Source organism: Kitasatospora sp. NPDC043950, from assembly GCF_056435345.1.
Genome location: NZ_JBWKER010000006.1, coordinates 1 through 2,150, shown reverse-complemented (window position 1 = coordinate 2,150; position 2,150 = coordinate 1). Strand labels below are relative to the sequence as shown.

Here is a 2,150-nt window from a genome sequence, read left to right as displayed (position 1 = left end):
GGGGAAGCTCGGGAGCAGAACCTCCCGAAACCCCCCGCGTCCAAGGGGGGGGGGGGAGGAGAGAGGGGGGGGGGGGGGAGGGGGGGGGGGGGGGGGGGGGGGGGCCCCGCCCCCCCCCCCCCCCTCAGTGCCTCACTCTCCGGCGCAGGTCACACCATGCCCAGCGCGTACGCGGCGAACAGCGCCGCACCCGCCGCGGCCAGCGCCTTCCCGGCGCGGGAGAAGGCCGTCCAGGGCCCGTCGAACCGCCGGGTGAACCACCCGATCGCCACCAGCACGGCCGCGAACAGCGGAAGCAGCGCCACCCGGGCGGCCACCCAGCCGATCGAGTCCGGCGCGGTGGTCAGCCCCGGTACGGCGCCCAGGCCGGCCGCGCCGGGCACCGCCACCGCGAGCATCGCGCTCTGGTGCCAGCAGAAGATCGTCATCGCCGAGAGGTTGACCACCACCACCGGCAGCCACAGCAGCGGGCGGCGGGTCAGCAGCCGGCCCAGCCGCTCCCGCAGCAGCACCGCGGCGCCGCACTGCGTCGCCGCCAGGGCCAGCACCAGCAGGGACGGCGGGTGCGAGTTGGTCCGCTCCATCCCGGGCACCCCGACCATGCTGGCCGGGTAGTGGAACGCCAGCAGCAGCGTGGCGAACAGCGCGCCGCCGCCGACCAGCAGCACCCGGGCCACCGGGCGGCCGAGCCGGCCCTGCGCCCACAGCACGCCCAGCTGGTAGCCGAACAGCCAGCCCGGCAGGATGTTCAACAGTCCGACCCAGGACGGTACCGCCTCCGCCCACGGCCCGTACCGCAGCAGGTCGACCGCGGCGACGGCGGCCACCAGGACGCCCGCCGACCAGCCGCCCAGCCGGCGCCCGGCCGCCACGCACAGCGGGGTGAGCGCGGTCAGCCCCAGGTAGACCGCGATGTACCAGAGCGGCTGCACCACCAGCGTCGCGCCGGTCCGCACGGTGTCGCCGGGGACACCGAGCGCGGGCAGCAGCGCGATCAGCAGCGCCCAGACGGCCGTCACCCCCAGCACCGGGCGCAGCAGCCGCACCGACCGGCCGCGCAGCCAGCCCGGGTACGTCACGCCCTTGGCCCGGGCCCGCTCCAGCGACTGGACCGAGGAGTGGCCGCCGACCAGGAAGAACACCCCGAGCATCTGGAGCACCCAGCTGATCGGGGCGAGGCCGCCGAGCGAGGAGAGCGGGCTCGCGTTGTGCAGGGCGCCGTCGGCGGAGAGCGTGAAGCCGCCGAGCAGCCAGTGCCCGACCGGCACGGCGAGCAGGGCGAGGGCGCGCAGCCCGTCCAGGGCGCGGTCGCGGGTCTCGGGGGTGCGGGCGTCGACCTGGTGGGCGGCGCGGCGCAGGGCGGTCAGCGGGTGGGCCATGGCGGTGCTCCTTTCGGTGAGGCGGTCAGCGGTCAGCGGTCAGCGGTCAGCGGTCGAGGCCGAGGCCGAGGGCGATGGCGGCGAAGGCGGTGAGCGAGGCGGTGCCGGGGGCGAAGTAGCCGGCGTGGCCCTCGGATCCGGTGGCGGGCAGCGGGTGGGCGCCGAAGCCGGGGGCGGTGGGGTCGGCGCCGTGGCCGAGGCCGAGCACCGAGACGTAGGGGACCCGGCCGATCCAGTCGGAGTCGTTGCGGGCGGTGGCCCAGAGCGGGACGCGCGGGTCGAGGGCGGCGGCCGAGCCGACGCCCATCCCGGGAGAGCCGAGGACGACCACGCCGGAGGCCTGGTCGGGCCCGGGGCGGGCCAGCCCGCAGACCACCGAGCCGTAGCTGTGGCAGAACACCGTGGCCGGGGCCTGCGGGCGGGTGCTGACGGCGAGTCCGTCGAGCAGTCGGGTGAGCCGCGCGGCCCCGGCCCGGGCCAGGTCCTCGGTGGCGGCGCCCAGGCCGATCCCGACCGGGGTGGTGTAGCCGGTCCAGGCGATGACGGCGGTCTGCCGGTCGGTGGCCTGGTAGAGCGAGCGGGCCATGCCGGCGGGGGTGCCGTACGAGCCGGGGGAGCGGTCGAAGTTCTCCAGGTCGTTGTCCGAGCCGGGGACGACGACGGCGGTGCGGGGGGCGGGGGGGGGGGGGGGGGGGGGGGGGGGGGGGGGGGGGGGGGGGGGGGGGGGGGGGGGGGGGGGGGGGGGGGGGGGTGGGGGGGGGGGGGGGGGGG

1 protein-coding gene and 1 pseudogene are annotated in these 2,150 nt (G+C 78.1%); both read right to left on the bottom strand.

What is annotated here, in order from left to right; genetic code table 11:
- Positions 1 to 149 precede the first annotated feature (149 nt).
- Positions 150 to 1,379: an acyltransferase family protein gene (locus AC07BF_RS05725; RefSeq protein ID WP_363586289.1), complete on the bottom strand. Its 1,230-nt coding sequence runs from the start codon at positions 1,377 to 1,379 to the stop codon at positions 150 to 152.
- Between the two features lie 46 nt (positions 1,380 to 1,425).
- Positions 1,426 to 2,055, bottom strand: a pseudogene (locus tag AC07BF_RS05720) (alpha/beta hydrolase); the annotation flags it as partial.
- Positions 2,056 to 2,150 lie beyond the last annotated feature (95 nt).

Bases quoted from the DNA above. Each gene is read 5' to 3' on its own strand.
- AC07BF_RS05725 (WP_363586289.1), bottom strand. From the start codon at position 1,379: ATGGCCCACCCGCTGACCGCCCTGCGCCGCGCCGCCCACCAGGTCGAC.